At 40.5% G+C, this 20727-nt stretch carries 18 protein-coding genes; 5 read left to right on the plus strand and 13 right to left on the minus strand.

Annotated features, from left to right (window positions below):
- Window positions 1-25 precede the first annotated feature (25 nt).
- Window positions 26-364 carry a P-II family nitrogen regulator gene (glnK, locus tag A9J31_RS06315; RefSeq protein ID WP_067763174.1) on the minus strand — a complete coding sequence of 113 codons (339 nt, stop codon included), beginning with the start codon at window positions 362-364 and terminating at the stop codon, window positions 26-28.
- A 277-nt stretch (window positions 365-641) separates the two neighbouring features.
- Between glnK and A9J31_RS06320 the strand changes: the two genes are divergently transcribed.
- The gene (locus A9J31_RS06320) at window positions 642-869 is read left to right on the plus strand and encodes an accessory factor UbiK family protein (RefSeq protein ID WP_067763176.1); all 228 of its coding nucleotides are present in this window, start codon (window positions 642-644) and stop codon (window positions 867-869) included.
- Window positions 870-935: 66 nt separating this feature from the next.
- Window positions 936-2426, plus strand: a complete 1491-nt coding sequence (locus A9J31_RS06325; protein ID WP_067763178.1) for a YifB family Mg chelatase-like AAA ATPase — start codon at window positions 936-938, stop codon at window positions 2424-2426.
- A gap of 43 nt (window positions 2427-2469) precedes the next feature.
- On the opposite strand, the gene A9J31_RS06330 is transcribed toward A9J31_RS06325, so the two are convergent.
- Together A9J31_RS06330 and A9J31_RS06340 are read right to left on the minus strand one after the other, a co-directional pair.
- Window positions 2470-3207, minus strand: a complete 738-nt coding sequence (locus A9J31_RS06330; protein WP_067763180.1) for a TorF family putative porin — start codon at window positions 3205-3207, stop codon at window positions 2470-2472.
- A 399-nt stretch (window positions 3208-3606) separates the two neighbouring features.
- The gene (locus A9J31_RS06340; RefSeq protein WP_067763184.1) at window positions 3607-4374 is read right to left on the minus strand and encodes a TorF family putative porin; all 768 of its coding nucleotides are present in this window, start codon (window positions 4372-4374) and stop codon (window positions 3607-3609) included.
- Between the two features lie 737 nt (window positions 4375-5111).
- Between A9J31_RS06340 and A9J31_RS06345 the strand changes: the two genes are divergently transcribed.
- Window positions 5112-6452, plus strand: a complete 1341-nt coding sequence (locus A9J31_RS06345) for an OprD family outer membrane porin (protein ID WP_067763186.1) — start codon at window positions 5112-5114, stop codon at window positions 6450-6452.
- A gap of 90 nt (window positions 6453-6542) precedes the next feature.
- Here the strand turns inward: A9J31_RS06345 and ppa are convergent, their stop codons facing one another.
- Together ppa and A9J31_RS06355 are read right to left on the minus strand one after the other, a co-directional pair.
- Window positions 6543-7079, minus strand: coding sequence for an inorganic diphosphatase (gene ppa / locus A9J31_RS06350; RefSeq protein ID WP_005233448.1), 537 nt, complete (start codon window positions 7077-7079; stop codon window positions 6543-6545).
- 117 nt (window positions 7080-7196) lie between these two features.
- Window positions 7197-7595 (minus strand): MAPEG family protein, encoded by a 399-nt coding sequence (locus A9J31_RS06355; RefSeq protein ID WP_067763188.1) that lies wholly within the window; start codon window positions 7593-7595, stop codon window positions 7197-7199.
- 108 nt (window positions 7596-7703) lie between these two features.
- On the opposite strand from A9J31_RS06355, the gene A9J31_RS06360 reads away from it, so the two are divergent.
- Complete coding sequence (locus A9J31_RS06360) at window positions 7704-8093, plus strand: hypothetical protein (protein ID WP_067763190.1); 390 nt, start codon at window positions 7704-7706, stop codon at window positions 8091-8093.
- A 56-nt stretch (window positions 8094-8149) separates the two neighbouring features.
- On the opposite strand, the gene A9J31_RS06365 is transcribed toward A9J31_RS06360, so the two are convergent.
- From A9J31_RS06365 to A9J31_RS06390, 6 genes are all read right to left on the minus strand, one after another.
- Complete coding sequence (locus A9J31_RS06365) at window positions 8150-9829, minus strand: long-chain-fatty-acid--CoA ligase (RefSeq protein ID WP_067763192.1); 1680 nt, start codon at window positions 9827-9829, stop codon at window positions 8150-8152.
- Between the two features lie 149 nt (window positions 9830-9978).
- Window positions 9979-12198: a DNA topoisomerase IV subunit A gene (gene parC, locus A9J31_RS06370; RefSeq protein WP_067763194.1), complete on the minus strand. Its 2220-nt coding sequence runs from the start codon at window positions 12196-12198 to the stop codon at window positions 9979-9981.
- 165 nt (window positions 12199-12363) lie between these two features.
- Window positions 12364-13683, minus strand: coding sequence for a niacin transporter NiaP (niaP, locus tag A9J31_RS06375; protein ID WP_067763196.1), 1320 nt, complete (start codon window positions 13681-13683; stop codon window positions 12364-12366).
- A 150-nt stretch (window positions 13684-13833) separates the two neighbouring features.
- Window positions 13834-14478 carry a trimeric intracellular cation channel family protein gene (locus A9J31_RS06380; RefSeq protein WP_067763198.1) on the minus strand — a complete coding sequence of 215 codons (645 nt, stop codon included), beginning with the start codon at window positions 14476-14478 and terminating at the stop codon, window positions 13834-13836.
- 59 nt (window positions 14479-14537) lie between these two features.
- Window positions 14538-15005 (minus strand): YchJ family protein, encoded by a 468-nt coding sequence (locus A9J31_RS06385; RefSeq protein ID WP_067763200.1) that lies wholly within the window; start codon window positions 15003-15005, stop codon window positions 14538-14540.
- Window positions 15006-15087: 82 nt separating this feature from the next.
- The gene (locus A9J31_RS06390; protein WP_067763202.1) at window positions 15088-16659 is read right to left on the minus strand and encodes a TerC family protein; all 1572 of its coding nucleotides are present in this window, start codon (window positions 16657-16659) and stop codon (window positions 15088-15090) included.
- A gap of 317 nt (window positions 16660-16976) precedes the next feature.
- Between A9J31_RS06390 and A9J31_RS06395 the strand changes: the two genes are divergently transcribed.
- Window positions 16977-17597, plus strand: a complete 621-nt coding sequence (locus tag A9J31_RS06395) for an LOG family protein (RefSeq protein WP_067763204.1) — start codon at window positions 16977-16979, stop codon at window positions 17595-17597.
- 93 nt (window positions 17598-17690) lie between these two features.
- Here the strand turns inward: A9J31_RS06395 and A9J31_RS06400 are convergent, their stop codons facing one another.
- Together A9J31_RS06400 and A9J31_RS06405 are read right to left on the minus strand one after the other, a co-directional pair.
- A complete protein-coding gene (locus A9J31_RS06400) occupies window positions 17691-18665 on the minus strand; it encodes a hypothetical protein (protein ID WP_067763207.1) in 975 nt (324 codons plus the stop codon).
- A 157-nt stretch (window positions 18666-18822) separates the two neighbouring features.
- Window positions 18823-20724 carry a choice-of-anchor I family protein gene (locus A9J31_RS06405; protein WP_067763209.1) on the minus strand — a complete coding sequence of 634 codons (1902 nt, stop codon included), beginning with the start codon at window positions 20722-20724 and terminating at the stop codon, window positions 18823-18825.
- Between the last annotated feature and the right edge of the window lie 3 nt (window positions 20725-20727).

Genomic DNA, 20727 nt, shown 5'->3' on the forward strand with positions numbered 1-20727 from the left:
ACTCAGCAAACTTCGTGCCAATTTGTTAAACGGCATCAGCACCTGTTTCACCAGTACGGATACGGATGACTTGTTCCAGATTGCTTACAAAGATTTTACCGTCACCAATTTTGCCAGTGCTTGCAACACGGGTAATTGATTCGATTACGGTATCAACCATTTCGTCACTGATTGCGATTTCGATTTTTACTTTTGGTAAGAAATCAACAACGTATTCAGCACCACGATAAAGTTCAGTATGACCTTTCTGGCGACCGAAGCCTTTAACTTCAGTTACAGTGATCCCTTGAACACCATTTTCAGAGAGTGCTTCACGCACGTCGTCTAATTTAAAAGGTTTTACAATTGCAGTTACGAGCTTCATGTTTGTTTTCCTTCGGCTTATTTCACCTGTAAGGTTTTATGTTCAATTTTCATGCCAGAATTACTAAAGTCGGGGGAAATTAGTGAAACCAGCATGAGATTTCTTTATAACCTATTTTATACGGATATTCTTGCGTATGGTCATAAAAATAGACGTTTTTACTAGAAGATTTACGATATTACTTATCGATTAAACCCATATTTTAATCAAAGGACTAGGGAGTCTATGGCGGCAATGCTAAACTGCTGGCACCGATTCACCTGTATGGTCAAACATTATGATTGAAACCTTATTACAAGCGATATTAGAACAAGTCGATCAACCCAAAAAAGATTTAGAAAACAATCTGCGAGCCTTATTAAACGAAGCTGTCAGCAAAATGGATTTGGTTTCTAAAGATGAAATTGACCGTCAACGCACTGCACTGAATAATGCCAATTTACGTTTAAATGAATTACTCAAACACGTCGAAGCACTCGAACTAACAATTCAGAACAAAAAATAAGCACCTTTTTAGTGCAACAAAAGACGCATAACGATTAAAAATAATGCACCATAACGGAACAATAAGATGTCTTTTGCAAAAATCTATACTCGGGGTCTGCTCGGATTAAATGCACCCCAAATTGAAGTTGAAGTTCACGTCAGTCAAGGACTCCCTTCACTGACTATTGTGGGTTTACCCGAAGCAGCTGTACGTGAAAGTAAAGACCGAGTACGCTCTGCTATTATCAACAGTGGCTTTCAATTTCCAACCAAACGCCTCACAATCAACTTAGCTCCTGCGGACTTACCCAAAGATGGCTCTCGCTTAGATTTGCCCATCGCCTTGGGAATTTTGATTGCCTCAGGACAACTCCCTGAAAATGCTGCGGACGGCTTCGAATTTATAGGTGAGCTGGCACTTGATGGTTTTTTACGCCCAATTCATGGCATTTTAAGCATCGCCATTGCCTGCCAACATGCAGCACATCACCTTGTACTTCCTGCTCAAAATGCAGATGAAGCCGCTCAACTACCAGATTTCCAAGTCTTTCCCGCACAGCATTTAAAACAAGTTTGTGATCATTTAAACCAAGCTTTACCTTTATCAGCACATCAAACATCGAATATGCATCCACAGTATCACTCTGGCTTAGATTTAAGTGATGTAAAAGGACAACTCCGTCCACGACGTGCATTAGAAATAGCGGCAGCGGGTGGTCACTCTATCCTGTTTCGTGGCCCACCAGGCACAGGGAAAACGCTTTTGGCTTCACGCTTGGCCAGCATCTTACCTCCACTCAATACGCAAGAAAATTTAGAAGTTGCGAGTATCTATTCTATTTCAGGTGCTAGCCATCATTTTGGCCAGCGGCCATTTCGCGCACCACACCATACAGCGTCTGCGATCGCACTGGTTGGCGGTGGCTCGAATCCAAAGCCCGGTGAAATAACCTTGGCACATTTAGGTGTGTTATTTTTAGATGAGTTACCTGAGTTTGACCGAAAAGTTTTGGAAGTATTAAGACAACCACTGGAATCTAAAGAAATTGTCATTTCTAGAGCTTCAAGGCAAATCACCTTTCCAGCCAATTTCCAACTGATTGCGGCGATGAACCCCTGCCCCTGTGGCTACGCCTTTAACCAAGATAGCCGCTGCCAATGTAGTAACGAAAGTATTAAACGCTATCAAAACCGTATTTCAGGTCCATTATTAGATCGTATTGATTTACATATAGATGTCCCGCCACTGGCAGCGCATGAATTACAAAGTTCGCAAGAGGTTGAAAACTCAAGTACGGTTAGGCATCGTGTCATTCAAGCTTATGAATTACAAATAGAGCGTCAGCAAAAATCCAATATGGCACTGACGCCGACGCAATTGGAGCAACAAGCAGTTTTGGATGCTACTGCACAGAATATTTTACAGTTAGCCCAGCAGAGAATGAATTTATCTGCGCGTGCCTATCATCGGGTGTTACGTGTTGCCAGAACCATTGCCGACTTGGCTCAAAGTGAACACATTAAAGCTCAACACGTTTCTGAAGCGCTGTCCTATCGAAGCCAACTCAATGCTTAAAAAAATGGCGACCTAAGGTCGCCATTTTTAATGCTCTTTAAAATTAGAATTCGTATTTCAAACCAAATACGACTTTATTCTTTTGTTTTTCATCCGCACGGTCATAACCACCAACTGTGTAATTCATGCTTGCGGTAACACCTGTATCTGCTAAAGGCTTGCTTAGACCAATATCAAAGTGACGGAAACCAAAGCTTTCTGTTGTTCCTAAATTATCTTCAAAATCACCTGAATCTTGATATGCATATAAACCAAGCGCGGTATCTAGACTGAAGTCTTTAGGAAGTGCATAGCTATATGATGCTTTGATATAAGTATCACCTGCATTACCCCATGAAACATCTTCAAGCAAAGTTTGCGCTGTTAAGCCAAAATCTTTATAGCTTAGCCCAAGCATTGTTTCTAAACCGTTTGCATCACTTGTATCAATATCATAGTAATAGTAGTAAGTTAGACCTGCTGTGTAACCAAGATCATCATTAATTGAACCGTTATAGCCCGCATAAAAATCATTTTCAAAACCATTCGGTAGGTCATCACCATAGTTTAATGTTGAACCCCACCAACCTACATAGAAGCCTGATGCATGGCTATAATCCAAACCACCTTGGATTGTCGCATCTTTATTTTCAGGCACATTGGTAATACCACGTAAGTTATAGCTAGATAATACCCCGATATTTCCAGAAATCGTATGTTCCGAAGCTGGCGCTTCAGCGAATGTGAACGTTGAAGCTGCGCCTAGTACAGCAAGAGATAAAGCTTTAAATGCAAATTTCATTATGGATTCCCCCACATCGTGCTACGACGTATTTTTGGTTATTTCGTTTAACTCATGGAGGTATCTGCAATCACTGTGCCAACATTTTTAAAACCCGTCATTTATCTGATGGTTTTAAATTTAAATTAGCCAAAAAAAATTTTTATTGCATTGTTTTTTATAGTTATTATTAAAAATAAAAATTAATAAAGATCCTCATCCTACACATTAAAAAAGTAATAACTTAGTTTATTGAGTCGAATTTCTAAGCTACATACCAATATGTAACAGCATTTTAAAAATGCGCTTTTTTGAGTACATTATTTCAACAGCGCCCAGAAAATTGCATAAAAAAAGTGCACAATTGGATTGCACACTTTTCTATCTTAGTTTTAGCTTTAAATAATAAACATCATTTGCTTAGAACGAATAAGTAAGTCCAACCACGACGTTATCATCGAGGCGCTCACCTTCACGGTCTTTACCACCCCAAACATAGTCGGACATAAATTCAATACCCGTATCAGCTAAAGGCTTACTTACACCAAGACGTGCTTCAGTAAATACAACATCTTCAGTTGTGCTTAATAAGCTGTCGTCACGACTGTCATTAAAAACTGATACGCCGACAGCACTATTTAAAGACACATCATATGGAAGTACATAACTATATGCTGCGTTCAGATATACATCCCCAGCATTGCCATAGCTTACATCCGACAAAAGCACACCAATACCCACAGTTAAATCTTTGTATGTCACATCATTTAAAAATTCCACACCCGTAGTACGGCGCTTTTCAGAGCGATCTTCATTATAAATCGAGCCACCACCTTGGTAGACATACGCCATAACTTGCGATTTATAACTCAGGTTTTCATTTAATTCACGGCCATAACCCACATAAAAGTCATGTTCAAAACCATGTGACTGAGTGTCATCAGTTGGGTCATAATTTAATGTCGAACCCCAATAGCCTGCAAAAAACCCACTATTATGGCCATACTCTAAACCTGCCTGTACAGCAGGCTTATCATTTTCTTCGCTACCACGATAAATGTATTTATTCACTACACCCAAACTGCCTGACCACGCCCCATTAGCTTGAGTTTCATCAGCTGCAAATGCAGAAATTGAACCCAAAGCAAATAATGTTGCTAATACTGTTTTTTTATAGAGTTGATTCATGTTGTGCCTACATCAAACCCTGAGCGGATTCGGCTTTGTGAAAAATTAGCGCCGATTTTAATGCTTTTTCACTTGCTGTATAGATTTTTTTTGCTGTTTATTTAAACTTTTTATCAATTTTTTAATTAATAAACAGCATGATACTTATACAGTATAGTAAAAAACAAACCTATGATTTTGGATACAATTTACTAAGCACTTAAATATATAAGAAGAATAAGCAACTGTTCTTATTCCTTAAAATTTCACGTTCTATTTCAGCTTGTTCCAAACGAAATGAATATGAGGTTTTTAGTTATTATTTTTTGCTTAAACCTATTGGTTAAACTAATCTTTGATAGTCAAATTTCATCTCAATCGTCTTAGACAAATTTCTAAATTCAGTTACTCAATTTGTCAGCCAAGTTTGACTATTTGAACATTTTTAAATTGTCATTTTTTAAAAAACTTACTTATCAATTGGTTGTATATTAATCAAATTGCTTTTTTTAACATTTATTATATTTTTTTATGCTAAGTACCCCATAAATAACTCTTTAAGAATAAATATATTGATGTTTTATAAACTATTCCTTTAACAACAAACACATACATAATTTCACTTAGCTTTTAAATTGCAATATATCGGGAAAAGTCATAACTTTAGTGTAATAAGCGCATTAAAAATAGTGATTTTTTTAAGAAAAAATATACAATCGCACTACATATTAACCAAATTTGCATGAGGCTCTCTCCCAATGCTTAAAGCTCAACAACTAACACTTGCAGTATTAGTAAACGCTGCTCTTATTTCTACTGCTTTTGCTAGCGAACAAAGTGAATCTAAAGGCTTTGTGGAAGATGCTGAAGGTACAGTTCTGTTTCGTACCGGTTATTTAAGTCGTGATAAAAAGAATTACACTGATAACCAGACAGGTGAACGTAAAGTCGTTACTGATACAAGCTCAGCTGCTCAAACTGCTATGTTTAAGTTAGATTCTGGCTTTACTAAAGGTGTTGTGGGCTTTGGTGCAGGTATTATCGGTGATGCATCTTTTAAACTAGGTGACAATAAACATGCTGGTAATGGCATGATTCCACGTGAAACAGCTTTAAATGATGAAGGTATTCCTACCAAAGGGATTGGCGATACTTATGATCACTGGGCTCGTGGTGGTGCTTATGTAAAAGCGCGTGTATCGAATACGACCGCTGTATATGGTACTCAGGTTTTAGATCTTCCTGTATTAGCTTCAAATACTGCTCGTCTAGTTCCTGAATACTTTGAAGGCCTGCTGGTTACCAGCAATGAAATTGAAAACTTGTCTCTGACAGCTGGTAAATTCACGAAGAACCAATATTCTGACCAGATCAACAGTGATGGTAACGAACTTGATCGTGCTATTGTTTGGGGTGCAAAATATAAATTTAATGATGCCTTAAATGCATCTTATTATGGTGTAGATATTAAGGATAAACTGGATCGTCATTATATCAATGCGAACTATAGCTATGCCTTAGCGAATGATAGTACTTTGACTCATGATTTCAGTGCCTACCATACTGAATTTGAACCTGGTACAACATACTCTTCTACTGTTGCAGATCCAAAGACACAAGATACTCGGAACACTATTTGGGCTATCTCATCTACATATAGCAAAGATGTACATAACGTAATGTTAGCCTACCAACAAAACTTCGGTAATGTTGGTTATGATTACGGTAGTAATGCTGACGGCGGTCAAAGTATCTACCTACCAAACTCATACCTTTCTGATTTTATTGGTAATGATGAAAAATCTGTTCAGCTTCAATATAGCTACAACTTCAAAAACCATGGCTTACCAGGTTTAAACTGGACTACTGCCTATGTCTATGGCTGGGACATCAATGTAAATAACTCAGCTAAAGACGGACAAGAACGTGAGTTCTTTAACCAGGTTAAGTACACTGCTCAATCTGGCTTTGCTAAAGATGCCAGCTTGCGTCTTCGTCACTCATACTACCGTGCAAGTGATAACTACCAAGCGGGTAACTACATTGGTGACACCAATGAATGGCGTATCTGGTTAGATATTCCTGTAAAATTATTCTAATTTACAGAAATTTAAAGCCATAAAAAAACCTGCACAATGTGCAGGTTTTTTTATTCAGGTCTTAAAACTATGGCCTAAATAACAAAGCAACTATTTGTTTGCTTCCGCATAAGCTGCAATTGAGCTTAGTACTTCTTGTTTTGCAACATCAGCACCTTCCCAACCACTTAACTTAACCCATTTACCTGGTTCTAAGTCTTTGTAGTGTTGGAAGAAGTGTTCGATTTGGCTGATCAATAATGGAGGAAGGTCAGTATATTCTTGAACATCTTTGTAGATTGGAGTCAGTTTGTCGTGTGGAACTGCAACCAGTTTCGCATCAACACCACCGTCGTCTTCCATGTTCAGTTTGCCCACAGGACGGCAACGAATCACTGAACCTGGCTCTACTGGGTGTGGAGTCACAACCAATACGTCTAGAGGGTCACCATCTAGAGATAAAGTATTCGGTACATAACCATAGTTTGCTGGGTAGAACATTGCTGTACCCATGAAACGGTCTACGAATAATGCATCTGAATCTTTGTCAATTTCGTATTTGATTGGTGCTGCATTTGCAGGAATTTCAATAATGACATAGATGTCGTTCGGTGCGTCTTTACCTGCTGGGATATTGCTGTAGCTCATAGCATCACTCTTTAAACTAGGTTAAATCTTTTTAAGTCGGCACAATTATAACGTTTTTACAGCTTTTTTTGTGATTTTACATCGACAGCCAATGATTTAATCAGAGCATCAATAAGATTAGCTCAGTTTAATCACCAGCAGCAGTAAACATATTGGACACAGCATCGACAGTGTCCAAATGATTGAACGCAAGGTTGCCCAGTTAGCCAAGTAACATACGCCATAAATAACCCTTAAAACCAAATAGGCAATACCAAAGGTCATGATAAATTGCTGCTGAATCACCATATATTCAGCCATTAAAATAGCCGCAATAAATAACGGAAGGCTTTCAAAACTGTTTTGCTGAACAGCATTAGCACGGCTCGCAAGCCCAGTCGATTTTGCTAAAACCTCTCGAGGATGCTGATTATCACTCGACTTAAAGCCAGCTGCTTTTTTTGCAATAAAGGTAAAAGCATAAGGTAGTAAACACGCTCCTAAAATGAGATAGATGATCCCACTGATGCTTTGCATGTGTTTTTTCTCAGGAAGATTTTTATAGCTGCTATGATAGCATGGCGTTTCGTGAATAAATTTTGTTAAATATAGTGTTTTTACTATCGGCAGATGAAAGGATCCCCTATGAGCAGTCCTGATCAAGACAAATTATTTGAAGTGCTTGAACAGCAAAAACTCCATCAGCAACGTGTCGATCGCGTGTTAAAAATCGTTATTCCAATTACTGCATTTTTACTGGCAGTTATTTGCGCTAATCTGAATATTTGGTCGACTGTACTCAGCTTTGTCATGATGTGGATTGCCTTTTATGCTGTATCTATCAAACAACTTCCGCTGTGGCATTGGGTCATTGTTATTGCGCTATATTGCCTCATCGACAATATTTTGACATATGGTAGCTACAATCAATCTGGATTTAGCCGTCAATTTGGGGCAATGTTTATTTTCTTAGGTGTATTTGGTGTTGGGCGTCGTTACTTTGATCGCTGGTCAATGAACAAAGGAAAATTATAATTTTCACACTAGCAAATAAAAAAGCGCCCAAAGGCGCTTTTTTTATATGAGCTAAATTAAGCCGTTTTACGTAAATCTTTACGTAAAATTTTACCAACGTTTGATTTTGGAAGTTCATCCATAAATTCAACATAACGTGGACGCTTGTAACCTGTTAGGTTTTCTTTAGCAAATGCTAAAACTTCTTCAGTGGTTAAAGATGGATCTTTTTTCACCACAAACAATTTAGGTACTTCACCTGATTTTTCATCTGGCACACCAATCGCTGCAACTTCCAACACTTTTGGATGTTTCGCAATGACTTCTTCAATTTCTGAAGGGTAAACGTTGAAACCAGAAACCAAGATCATGTCTTTTTTACGGTCAACGATTTTCACATAACCACGTGGATCCATCACACCGATGTCACCCGTACGGAAGAAACCATCTGCTGTCATCACTTTGGCAGTTTCATCAGGACGGTTCCAATAGCCTTTCATGACTTGAGGGCCACGAATTGAGATTTCACCTTGCTCACCTTGTGCGACTTCATTGCCATCATCATCAAGAATCGCAACTTCAGTTAACGGCAATGGAATACCAATCGTGCCACTGAACTCCATTGATGCAGGTGGGTTGGCAGTTGATACTGGTGAAGTTTCTGACAGACCATAACCTTCGATAATGTTAGTCCCTGTCACTTTTTTCCATGCTTCTGCTGTAGATGGAAGTACAGCCATACCGCCACCCATCGCCATTTTCAGCTTGCTATGATCAAGTTGCTTAAACTCTTCGTTGTTCACTAAAGCATTAAACAGTGTGTTCACAGCTGGGAAGAATGAAGGTTGGTATTTACGCAGTTCTTTCATCACCGCAGGTAAGTCACGTGGGTTTGGAATAAGGACGTTCGCTTGACCTTTGTACATACCATAAAGCGCACATACCATGAAGGCAAAGATATGATAAAGCGGCAATGCACAGAAGATACGGTCATCAGGTTGACCATCTTGCTGACCAAATTTACTTTGGAAAATACCATCACACTGCAACATGTTCGATACTAAGTTGCGATGTGTAAGTTCTGCACCTTTCGATACACCTGTCGTACCACCAGTATATTGAAGTACTGCGGTATCGCTCAGTGTTAAGTTTGGACGTTTGTAATTGCTTGCACTGACTTTTGACATTGCTGCATTAAAACGAATATGACCTGGAATGTTCCAAGCTGGAATTTGTTTACGTACTGAACGTAAAACAAAGTTCACCAATGTGCCTTTCAACGCACCTAGCATATCCCCAACAGAAGCTACGATGACGTGTTTAACTGGTGTCTTACCAATAATTGCTTGGTAAACAGATGCAAAGTTTTCAATAATTACAAGTGCTTCTGTACCTGAGTCATTTAATTGATGCTCAAGTTCGCGTGATGTGTACAGTGGGTTCACGTTGACCAAAACCAGGCCTGCACGGAATACACCCAATGCAACGACAGGATATTGAAGAACGTTAGGCATCATTACCGCCACACGTGAACCTTTTGCCAAACCTAAACTTTGCAAATAAGTTGCAAACTTACGGCTCGCCTCGTCAAGTTCTTTAAAAGTAAGTACTTTATCCATAAAGATAAAGGCATCACGTGAGCCAAACTTCTGAAAATTACGTTCAAAAATATCGACGAGCGATGTATTTTCTGCGGGTAATTCTACAGTCTCGGGAATCCCTGTCTTTTGGTATTCAGCTAACCAAATCTTTTCCATAACGCCCAATTCTCCTGTCGTAATCCTTAATCATCTAACTGTTTTTTTCAATACTGAGCGGTCTTTATTTAACTTGTTTGGTGCTCAATATTGCATCCATTTCACGAATAACAGCATATATAACGTATTTCGTTCCATGGATGCTAGTATTATCTTTGAATGAACAGTTTATTTGCTTTTTGATATCCACGTGGCAACAACACGCCTTTTGAAGCACGCTTGCCCACATACTTCTGCAAGTCATCCCCTTTTAGCTTTAATTGTTGATTACCTGCAAGCACTTGAATTATTTCATCTAAGTTCAAAGTTGTCATGGATACTATTTGATCTTTGGCTTCAAGTTGTATCAATTTATTACCTTTACCTTTATTCAGTACAGGTAATTCAGCCAGGTCAATCAACAACAAACGTCCTGCTGAACTGAGCAGTGCAAGATGACTTGCATTGTCAATGACTTCAAGATTCATCACCGCCGCACCCTCAGATAAACTTAAGAATGCTTTCCCCGCTTTGGCATTGGTATCCAGATTTTTCGCCTGAGTTTTGAAACCATAACCTTTATCACTCATGGCTAAAAGTTCAGTTTCATCCTCTGCAATCAAGACTTGTTTAAAGCCGACACCGCTGGCTGGTGAAAGTTTTGAACTAAGTGGCTCACCCAGTCCTCGCGCTGAAGGCAAAGTACTAATCCCCAAGGCATAACTACGACCAGAATCATCTAGTACATAAACGCGTTGGTTTGATTTACCTTGTGCATGACTCAGGTATTGATCACCTGCACGGAAATTCAGATTTTCAGCATCAACTTCATGGCCTTTTGCCGAACGAATCCAGCCAGCTTCAGACAACACAACGGTGACAGGGTCAGCAGGAAGCATATCCTGTTCATTAATCGCAGTGGCTTCTGCGCGTTGCACGATAGGTGAACGGCGATCATCACCAAATTTTTTCGCGTCTTCTTTTAATTCACTAATGATGAGTGCTTTTAAAGATTCTGGGTTGGCCAATTGCTCACGAATAATCGCTGCTTTGGCTTCAAGTTCTTCTTGCTCACGACGCATTTCCATTTCTTCAAGTCGTGCCAAATGACGTAACTTGAGTTCTAAAATGGCTTCAGCTTGAATCTCATCAATATTAAAATGTGACATCAACACTGGCTTCGGCTGATCTTCCTCACGAATAATACGAATCACTTCATCAATATTCAAAAAGGCAATAATCAAACCTTGCAAAATATGCAAACGTTTTTCAATTTTTGATAAATGGTAATTCAGACGGCGTGTCACCGTTGCTTTACGAATCTCAATCCATTCCAACAAGATACGTCGGATCGATTTTACTTGTGGACGACCATCTGCACCAATCATATTCATATTGACACGATAGCTCGATTCTAAATCTGTCGTGGCAAATAAATGACTCATTACAGATTCGGCATCAATACGATTTGAACGCAGCACAATCACCAAACGCGTTGGGTTTTTATGATCCGATTCATCACGTAGATCTGTCACCCAAGGCAATTTTTTTGCCTGCATTTGATCTGCAATTTGGGTAATGACTTTCGAGCCAGAAACTTGATACGGCAATTCTGTAATCACAATTTCATTTTTTTCAATGCTATAAACCGCACGAGTCCGGTAACTGCCACGACCTGTAGTTTGAATTTTTAGCAACTCTTCAGGTGAGGTAATAATTTCAGCACGTGTCGGTGAATCAGGCGCAGGAATATATTCAGCAACTTTTTCATCGGTCAAATTTGGATTACGAATTAAGGCAATCGTGCCTTTCACCACTTCACGTAAGTTATGAGGTGGAATATCCGTTGCCATCCCCACCGCAATACCGGTTGTACCATTGAGTAAGATATTAGGTACGCGTGCAGGAAGATTGACCGGCTCTTTCATTGAACCATCAAAGTTGTCTTGCCAATCACAAGTGCCTTGGCCTAACTCTGACAATAACAAATCACTATAAGCTGAAAGTTTAGCTTCGGTATATCGCATGGCAGCGAAGGATTTTGGGTCATCTGGAGAACCCCAGTTGCCTTGACCTTCAATAAATGGATAGCGATAGCTAAATGGCTGTGCCATGAGCACCATAGCTTCATAACACGCAGAGTCACCATGCGGATGGTACTTACCCAGTACGTCACCCACAGTACGTGCAGATTTTTTCGGTTTACCCGTGGGCTTTAATCCTAATTCACTCATCGCATACACAATACGACGTTGTACGGGTTTCAAACCATCACTGATATGAGGCAAGGCACGATCCATGATCACGTACATTGCGTAATTGAGATATGCTTGTTCGGTAAATTCTGCTACGGAACGGTTTTCTGTCGCATGATGCGCAAGGCTTGTCATAACAACCTATAATCCTAAATTGTTCGTTCTTTCTTGGGTTCTTATGCTATGTCGCAGGTGTTCACTAATACAAGGGTATCAACACACACTCTGCGACAAATTATGTCTTATGGCGTAAAAATATCCATTTTATCCACCATGATCAACTAAAAATTCACCAGCCTTTTACAGACCAATCGATTCCAGTGTTTTACCTTTGGTTTCTTCACCTAAGACTAAAATAATTAACGCCACTGCAATTAACACCGCAGTAAACATCATAAAGACATAGCTAAAACCGTGATCCATATCCATCATATGTGTTACTGCGAACGGTGCAGCAATACCGCCAATACGACCAATTGCCCCTGCCCAACCTGAACCAAAGGCACGAATGTTGGCTGGGTATTGTTCTGGGGTATAGGTATATAACACCCCCCATGCACCCAAGTTGAAGAAGGACATTAAACAGCCCCAAATCACAATTTCAGTAACGCTGCCTGACTGACCAAAGAAATAAGCCGATACTGCACACATGCCAATAAAACCTGCCAATGTGGCTTTACGACCGAGTTTTTCCACCAACCATGCTGCCGCAATATATCCCGGCAACTGTGCCAGAATCATTACCAAGACATATTCAAAAGATTGTACGATGGTGTAGCCTTCTTTCACCAATAAGCTTGGTAGCCAGGTGAAAATGCCGTAATAGGAAAAGACAATACCAAACCAAATCAGCCATAACATTAAGGTACGACGCGCAAATACACCTGACCAAAGTTGTGAAAAACTGATGTTATGCTTTTCTGCAACAGATTTTACTTCAAAGATTTCAATCACTTCCACACCGCATTTGGCTTCAATTTTTTTCACCAATGCATGGGCTTCATCAAAGCGACCCCGGTTAATTAAATAAGGCACAGACTCAGGCACCATTTTCCAAATCACAATGGCATATAAAGCAGGAATCCCGCCAATGAGGAATGCCGCGTGCCAACCAAAATCAGGAATAATAAAACGTGAAACTAGAGCTGCGACCAGCCAACCTAAGCCCCAAAAACTTTCAAGTAATACAATAAATCGTCCACGTACATGGGCAGGAATATATTCGCTGACTAAGGTCACCGCAACAGGAAGCTGTCCGCCTAAACCTAAGCCAACAATAAAGCGAAACACCAAAAGCCAAGTTAAGTTAGGAGCAAAGGCACAGGCGGCTGTTGCCAAACTATAAATCACTAAAGTCACAGCAAATACAGTCTTGCGACCAAAACGGTCGGCTAAGCCACCCGAACAAACTGCACCAATGGCCATGCCCACGAACCCAATCGAAACCACCCAACTTTTATCATTTGGTGTCATTGCCCAATCTTCTGCCATCTTCGCCAAGATGAAGGAAATCAGACCCGTGTCCATGGCATCAAACATCCAGCCAAGGCCAATGACCCAAAGTAAGGTGTAATGGAACTTACCAATCGGTAAGCGTTGAATACGTGAGACTAAGTCCATATTACGATCTCTGAACTGGTGAAAGGGGTGCACGCTGCTTTCCCAACAGGATTTATAATTTTACGCGTTTAAAATCAGTTGATGTGAAAGACTGTTTGCATGATGTCAGTAATCTACATCTCAAAACAAAACAGTCTTCAACCGATTAAATTAAGATAAGTCTTTTGACGATGCAGACTGGTCATCTTCATCTTTATAGATAAATTTAGGCATTTCTAAGCCAAAGTAAATCGCAATCAGACGCAAGGTAAAGCCAAAAATCAGTGTCGCGATTACTGTCAATTCCAGCGAAAGACCAATTTCGATGCAGATCCAATAACAAATCACGGAAACAAAAGAGATACTGGCATACAGTTCTCTACGGAAAACCAAAGGTACATCGTTACAGAGAATATCTCGTAGAATACCGCCAGACACACCCGTTAGTACGCCAGCAACCGCAGAAACTACAAAGCCATGCCCCATTTCTAAGGCAATTTGACAGCCAATAATGGTAAAGCCAATCAAACCAAGGGCATCGAGTACCAAGAAGATATTACGAAGATGACGCATCCATTTTGCAATCAGGATGGTAACGAATGCAGCAAAACAGGTCAGCATTAAATATTCAGGATGCTTGACCCAAGTCAGTGGATAATGCCCGAGTAGCACATCACGAACTGAACCGCCTCCCAGTGCCGTGACACAGGCAATCAGTGTTACCCCAAACCAATCCATACTCCGCCGACCCGCCGACAATGCACCTGTCATTGCTTCTGCCGTAATTGCGATAATATAAATAACTGTAAGTAACATCGCCCTTCTTCCACTGAGGGTTAAGATGCGCGCTATTCTAAGCTAAATCTGCTCAAATGTTATAAAAATTGCGCACAACATTGTTTAAATTTTCGTTCAGAACCACAAATACACGGCTGCTTCATGGTGATTTTCATCTCTGTGGTCGGATCAAGAAAATACCACGCCCCTGCATGCTTCACAAAATGTGAAATTTCATGATGTTCCTGTGCTTGCTGACCATCGTGATAATGCGCTTTGAATTCAACCTGTGCATGATTTTTATCAAGCTTTTCCTGTGCTTGTACGACGTCTAATTTGAGCCATTGATTCGACTCACTCCAATCCCGAATAGCAGCAACATCCAATGCCTGTTGTTGGCCTTTGGCTGTCGTTTGCACAATATAATCAATTTCGTGTTGAGCAAAAGCACTATAACGAGAACGCATCAATTGTTCAGCTGTTGCAGCTTTTACCACACCTAAATGCAATGGCTGACAGCAGTTTATATAGTTTCCCTGACCACAAGGACAATCTGTATTCGACATGAATATTCCAAAAAAAATAGCCCGACATTGCGGACTATTTTAATGGATCTATCAACAGAATGTTGAAGCAATCTTTAGCAGATTAATCTTGGTTGGGTACTGGAATCACATGCACTTTTTCAATTTTATGTCCGTCCATGGTAACAACTTCAAAGACATGCTGATCTGCTGTGAGCTTTTCGCCATTAGCTGGCAAGCGACCTAAATGGAATAAGATATAACCCGACAAAGTTGAGTACTGTTCAGACTCATCGACCAAATCACGGCCTAACAGCAACGATACATGACGAATATCAGTCGAGCCATCTAGCAATAAGGTACCATCATCTAAACTTTCCGCAGCCGTTTCCGGTTCATCCTCATCGGGAAATTCACCGGCAATCGCTTCTAATACATCAATTGGGGTGGCAATCCCTTCAATTGAACCGTATTCGTTCAGAACAATCGCCATTTGTAATGGGGCTTGACGTAATTGCTCCATCACCATCAACACTTGCGCATTTTCATGTACAACAACAGGTTCACGTAGATGTTTTTCAAAATCTAACACGCCAGTTTCGATATAGTCATTCATGACTTTATGGGTCAACACGGCACCCGCAATGTTGTCTAACTCACCATGCGCCACAATTAAACGTGAATGTGTGGTACTAAGCAATTGCGCCCGAATGGCTTCCGGTTCTTCATCTAAATCAATCCACTCAAGCTCAGGCCGCGGTGTCATTACTGACTTCACAGGGCGCTCAGACAAGCCAAGTACACCTTGTACCATCACACTGTGATAAGCCCCGTTTTCTTCATCAAAGACTTCATCAGCAAAGGCACGTGTCGCTAAGACATCTTCATTTTCATTCGGATGATCAGCCACATTCTTCCCACCCAACATACGCATCACTGCGGACGCTGTGCGATAACGCAAGTCGGTTGTGGTCACTAATTTTTCCTGATTATGACGCATAGTTTGGTTGAGGAACTCGATGAGTACAGAGAAACCAATCGCCGCATACAAGTAGCCTTTTGGAATATGGAAACCAAAACCTTCGACCAATAATGAGAAACCAATCATCATCAGGAAGCATAAACACAGAATCACCACCGTCGGATGACGGTTGACGAAGTTCATCAATGGTTTAGATGCCCACAGCATAATACCGACTGCAATAATCACAGCCACCATCATGACCGATAGCTCTTTCACCATACCGACAGCAGTAATGACACTATCCAGTGAGAACACCGCATCCAATACCACAATCTGTACGATCACCATCCAGAAAGTGGCATGTACAGGGTTCTCTTCCTTCAGCATTGGTTTATTTTCAAGACGCTCTCGAAGTTCCATGGTGCCCTTAAATAACAGGAATACACCACCAAACAGCAGAATCAGGTCTCGACCTGAAAAGGCGTGATCAAAAATATGGAAGAGCGGATTAGTAAGGGTAACAACCCATGCAATTGAAGCCAACAGCACCAAACGCATACACAGCGCTAAAAGTAGGCCGACAATACGAGCAGTATTACGCTTCTCCGGCGGTAATTTTTCCGCAAGAATGGCAATGAATACGAGGTTATCAATACCCAGAACAATTTCTAAAATAACCAGCGTTAATAAGCCAACCCATGCTGATGGATCTGACATCCACTCAAAGATCATGACTGTATCTCCTTAAGGGTGGATGTGAGCACATTAACGTGTCGTGAAATGCAAATTGTAGGAATAAATGTCAACGCTTGAGATGGCGTTATTTCTAATAGATGTATGTGTGCCGAGTGACAACAACCACTGCCCATGACGGTTCTTTAGCTAAAAATGAGGTTTTTAGTATAGCAAGTTGCATTAAAAATTCATCTTTTTTTACCAAAGTCCAATCTGGAAAAATCAGTATGCGATATTGTTAGACATTAAACTGTCATATTTGCATGCCACTGTAGAGTCATAAAAAATAACATGCTAAGGTAAAATTGAACCGAATGAATAGCGGATTAAAAATGACAGAAAAATTAAGCAATCCCTCTCCCCAAACAACTCAACCACTCATTGCACTCTATTGTGGCTCCCGTTCCGGTAATAATCCAATTTATCAAGAAAAAGCCATCGCTTTAGCCCAAGGTCTTGCTGAAAATGGTTTTGGACTGGTCTATGGCGGCGCCAGTATTGGCTTGATGGGACAAGTCGCCAATGCAGTAGTGCAGCATGGTGGTGAAGCTGTCGGCGTCATTCCAGAGTTTATGTTGGACTATGAAATTGCCCATAATGATTTAACTGAACTGCATGTGGTACGCACGATGCATGAACGTAAAGCGATGATGGCTGAACGTGCGAGTGCTTTTGTCGCCCTACCAGGTGGATTAGGTACATTTGAAGAAATTTTAGAAATTGCGACTTGGGGCCAACTTAATCAACATCAAAAACCAATGATGCTCTATAACGTCAATGGCTTTTATGATGCCTTAATTACTCAGCTTGACCATGCTGTGCTAGAAGGTTTTTTACCACCTCAGCACCGTGCTAAACTCATTGTGTGTAATTCATCTAAACAAATATTTAGTGCGCTGAAAAACTTGGATTGCCCAAAACATTTTGTAGTGTAAAGACTAAAGCCAAAATATTTTAAGTATAAAAAAACGGGGACATTTCCCCGTTTTTTCTTTCATCAGGAATATGAGCTAAACCTAACGATCAACTTAACTTCCGATACCGGACACCACACGATAGAACCATGGCAATGTGGTCGCCAAGAAGATACTCATCAACAAACCTAACATTAACTTCATGGCATCTTTACTCACATTACGTGAAGTTCGATATTTATTCACTTCATGTAAGTGCATCGACATCGCAAATTCACGTCCTGCCAATAAGCCCAAGAATACCCATGTCGTACTCATCGGGATGTTACTCCACTCTTTGAATACCAATAAAATCAAGGCATAAATAAAATCAATAATGGTCGCGGAGCGAATATCTGCCACACCGGTTTTGGTATCAATAATGCCCTGAATCGCGCCGCCACGTTGATACAAAATCACGCCAAGCAGTACAACAAAGACCAAAATTGCAAAAATCAGAAACTCTAAAGGTACCTGGCGTGGCACATACACAAAGATATTAGCCAAATCTTGAATCAGCCACTGACTCCATAGAAAAGCCGTCGACACCCACTGTAAACCAATCCAAATATTAGATGGTGTTTCATCACGGGTTTTACTGAAATAAACTGAAATTCCTTTGATGACGAAGCGATAAACCACGATCGCCACAACAAATGCCACCGCATAACCCATCATGGATTTGGTCAACATCGACCCCAAGCTACTCGGCGAGAAAATTGTAAGCACCAAGAAGGTCGTACTGACTGGAATGCCATATTTAGTCAAAATAATTAACAGAATTGGCGGCACAATATACAGCCAGGTTACCCCTTCTTTTGGAAATGGAATGGTTTCCAAACGACCATAAGAGGCGTCCCCCACCCCTGAGGCATACCAACCGTAGACCAAAACAATTGCTAAAATACTGCTGACATAAATCCACAATACCCACCATGGACGATGCGCATTGGATGAAATAAATGTACCTAATGTCTGAGGTACATCATTACCGACAATTGAATAGGCCGCGAGACAGAAGCCTATGACCATCAAAATTTCGATTGTCATAAAACAATACACCTTTGCCATAATGAAAAAAGTCCTCCAGTAACTGAAGGACTCGGCCGCATTATGACAGTTTATCTTGTGTTCATACAATTTAGTGCTGTACTTTTCTGTTTACTAAAATAAAAAATCTAAATAAAACAAAGTATTTAATCTTTATTTATTTTAGTTTGATCTGATAAACAGCTGTAGATCCGCTCACTTCCTTACCCACAACCAATAAGGGCTGACCATTTGGTGAGTCTTTGGCTGCAATGAAGATGAGACCTTCAGGGCCTAAATCACCTTGTTGTGTGATGTCTGTTTGGTTGATATCACGGTCATTAAAGTACTGTACAAACTGTGCATTCTGAGGGTTGCTAATGTCATACACCATAATACCGCTAGCACGTTCAAGACCAATAAAAGCAAAGGTTTTTTTACCAATTTGACCTAATGTAATCCCTTCAGGCTCTGGGCCTTTGTTGTCACTACGATCATCAAATTTAAAGGTTTCATGGTTGCTATTAAATTGCTTTGGAAATAACTCCGCAATTTTACGTTCAAACTCACTACCAGAATCCCAGATGATTTGACGCGTCGTCGGGTCAACAATACTGAATGAGCGACCACCATAGGCATACAATTTGTCATACACCAATTTACCATCTTCAAGTAAAGGCTGACCTGAAGCATCTCGTTTAAAGCCTTGTGTCCAACTTATGGTTAAACGACCAATTTGTGTATCTTTAATCAAATTCTCTGCACATACTTCGTTCGCATCTGTCGTAACACAAGGCTTAAATACGCTTGAATCTAATTTTGCACCCGTTACACCCGGCACGATATGACGTAAATGTGCGGCATAATCCCCTTTAAGATCAAAACCTGCTTTTTTAAATAGATGCTTCACCCGAATTTCTTCAGCATAGCCTTGAGTGAGGTCATTTCCTTTAAAATAGGCATCTTCATCTTTAAGCCATTCACGTGCATCACCTTCATTCGCCGTGACCAAATAAGGCTTACCGTTCACTTGATATTGAGCAATCGCATCTGGCATATACATGCCATACAGCCCAGGCCAAGACTTGATATTAATCATGCCAGCATCTTTGTCGCAGCCTGTAATGCTTTGACCATGACTATCCATCGCCCCAACCAAGCAATCGCGATCACTCGCATCTAGAGCATTTTCAGGTAAGCCATGATCTTTATAGCCCATCGGAAAAATATCGATGAATTCATCTTTGACTAAATCCAAAACGGCAATGGCATTATTTTCCTGCAAACTGACCCAAGCGGTTTTAGCATCTGCACTAATCGCGATATATTCCGGCTCCAAATCTTGTGCCACACTGGTGGTTTGCAATCCCTTTGTCGCTAGATCTGCATAACTGTTGGTATCGGGGCCAAAAATACGTACCCCCGCATCAATTAAACTTTGTTTTTGGCTATTCCATGCTTGAAAGTTTGCTGTCTTTACGGTTGGCTTATTGATGTCTTGAATATTAATAATACTCACAGAACCTTCAGGGTCGACTGCATAACCTTCATTCGGTTCGCCTTCATTCGCGACTAAAACCTTTTTGCCGTCGGGACTAAAGGTCAGCATATCAGGCAGTGCACCGACGTTAACCTGGCTAATAAAGCTTAAATCCTGTGCTTTGAAAAAGGCCACGATCCCTGCTTGTGTTTTATCCTCAGCCTGTACTGCCAAAGCCACAATACCATTGTGTACGGCGACACTATTTACTTCAGAATTGGCTAAATATTTTTTCGCATCCAATGACTGCAAATATTGAGGTGTTGAAGGTTGTTTTAAGTCCAAAACATCCACCATGCCTTTTTGAGCATTTACCACAAATAGACGCTGACTACTTGCATCATAAGCAGGAATTTCTGCCGCACTTGCTCCAAATACTCCAGATTCATAATGCCCAATTTTCATTAGTTCAATGCTATCTGGCGTGGTTTCTTCCACTATAGGGGGAGCGACGACTTTGTTATCATCATTGCTATCATTACATGCGACCAATCCCACCGAAAGCATTGCCAACATCAATGCTGAAAATTGTATTTTCATGTT

The sequence above is a fragment of the Acinetobacter gandensis genome (genome assembly GCF_001678755.1).
GTDB lineage: Bacteria > Pseudomonadota > Gammaproteobacteria > Pseudomonadales > Moraxellaceae > Acinetobacter > Acinetobacter gandensis.

What these genes read in the sequence shown, in the direction of transcription:
- A9J31_RS06330 (WP_067763180.1), bottom strand. Translation starts at nt 3,207, where the DNA reads ATGAAATTTGCATTTAAAGCTTTATCTCTTGCTGTACTAGGCGCAGCT.
- A9J31_RS06345 (WP_067763186.1), top strand. Translation starts at nt 5,112, where the DNA reads ATGCTTAAAGCTCAACAACTAACACTTGCAGTATTAGTAAACGCTGCT.
- glnK (WP_067763174.1), bottom strand. Translation starts at nt 364, where the DNA reads ATGAAGCTCGTAACTGCAATTGTAAAACCTTTTAAATTAGACGACGTG.
- A9J31_RS06380 (WP_067763198.1), bottom strand. Translation starts at nt 14,478, where the DNA reads ATGTTACTTACAGTTATTTATATTATCGCAATTACGGCAGAAGCAATG.
- parC (WP_067763194.1), bottom strand. Translation starts at nt 12,198, where the DNA reads ATGACAAGCCTTGCGCATCATGCGACAGAAAACCGTTCCGTAGCAGAA.
- A9J31_RS06320 (WP_067763176.1), top strand. Translation starts at nt 642, where the DNA reads ATGATTGAAACCTTATTACAAGCGATATTAGAACAAGTCGATCAACCC.
- A9J31_RS06355 (WP_067763188.1), bottom strand. Translation starts at nt 7,595, where the DNA reads ATGCAAAGCATCAGTGGGATCATCTATCTCATTTTAGGAGCGTGTTTA.
- A9J31_RS06325 (WP_067763178.1), top strand. Translation starts at nt 936, where the DNA reads ATGTCTTTTGCAAAAATCTATACTCGGGGTCTGCTCGGATTAAATGCA.
- ppa (WP_005233448.1), bottom strand. Translation starts at nt 7,079, where the DNA reads ATGAGCTACAGCAATATCCCAGCAGGTAAAGACGCACCGAACGACATC.
- A9J31_RS06360 (WP_067763190.1), top strand. Translation starts at nt 7,704, where the DNA reads ATGAGCAGTCCTGATCAAGACAAATTATTTGAAGTGCTTGAACAGCAA.
- A9J31_RS06365 (WP_067763192.1), bottom strand. Translation starts at nt 9,829, where the DNA reads ATGGAAAAGATTTGGTTAGCTGAATACCAAAAGACAGGGATTCCCGAG.
- niaP (WP_067763196.1), bottom strand. Translation starts at nt 13,683, where the DNA reads ATGGACTTAGTCTCACGTATTCAACGCTTACCGATTGGTAAGTTCCAT.
- A9J31_RS06390 (WP_067763202.1), bottom strand. Translation starts at nt 16,659, where the DNA reads ATGATCTTTGAGTGGATGTCAGATCCATCAGCATGGGTTGGCTTATTA.
- A9J31_RS06395 (WP_067763204.1), top strand. Translation starts at nt 16,977, where the DNA reads ATGAATAGCGGATTAAAAATGACAGAAAAATTAAGCAATCCCTCTCCC.
- A9J31_RS06340 (WP_067763184.1), bottom strand. Translation starts at nt 4,374, where the DNA reads ATGAATCAACTCTATAAAAAAACAGTATTAGCAACATTATTTGCTTTG.
- A9J31_RS06385 (WP_067763200.1), bottom strand. Translation starts at nt 15,005, where the DNA reads ATGTCGAATACAGATTGTCCTTGTGGTCAGGGAAACTATATAAACTGC.
- A9J31_RS06405 (WP_067763209.1), bottom strand. Translation starts at nt 20,724, where the DNA reads ATGAAAATACAATTTTCAGCATTGATGTTGGCAATGCTTTCGGTGGGA.
- A9J31_RS06400 (WP_067763207.1), bottom strand. Translation starts at nt 18,665, where the DNA reads ATGACAATCGAAATTTTGATGGTCATAGGCTTCTGTCTCGCGGCCTAT.